General features: G+C 62.7%; 1 protein-coding gene. It reads right to left on the bottom strand.

Annotated elements, in window-relative coordinates:
• The coding region (vgrG, locus tag HP566_RS07475; protein WP_249976638.1) for a type VI secretion system tip protein VgrG at nt 1–569 on the bottom strand (569 nt) is incomplete at both ends.

The following is a 569-nucleotide window of genomic DNA, read 5'->3' as shown; positions in this document are numbered from 1 at the left end:
GGTGGGGGGCGGTGCCACCGGCACGGCTGTGGTAGCTGCGCTCGCCCAGGTTGACCAATACCTGGGGATCATCGGCGAAGATTAGCCGGTGGGCGCCCCCGCTGCTCTGGTCGTCTGCTGCCTCGAATTCATGGAAGTAGAACAACCCCTCTTCGGCAGCCAGGCGCTCGATAAAGGCAAGGTCGCTCTCGCGGTACTGCACACAGTACTCACGCTCGGACAGTTCACGGTTAACCACAAAGCGCACATCAGTAACCCCCCGTTCAGCGCATAGGGTCGTCATGAGGGTGAGCGGATCGACGTTTTGGAATATCCGCGAGTTGTGGCGTAGCGAGAGGCGCCACAGGGCGGGGCGCAGTACCAGGGAGTAGAAGGTTCGCCGGTGGCCGGTGTCGCCACGGCTGAACTCGGCGGCGATGCCGTGGATGCGGCGCAGAGGCTCGCCATCCTGCCAGATGGTTAAGCAGGCCTCACGGTCCAACAGCTTGGCGGCATCCAGGTTGCTGTCCCGGCTTGCCAGATTAACGGTGAGTTCAAAGGGCTGGGAGAGGGCTTCCCGGTGGGTAAAG

Origin of the sequence: Vreelandella olivaria (assembly GCF_023507745.1) — a bacterium.
Lineage (GTDB): Bacteria > Pseudomonadota > Gammaproteobacteria > Pseudomonadales > Halomonadaceae > Vreelandella > Vreelandella olivaria_A.
Note: the sequence above shows the minus strand (reverse complement) of the source record. Positions and strands in the feature narration are given on the sequence as shown.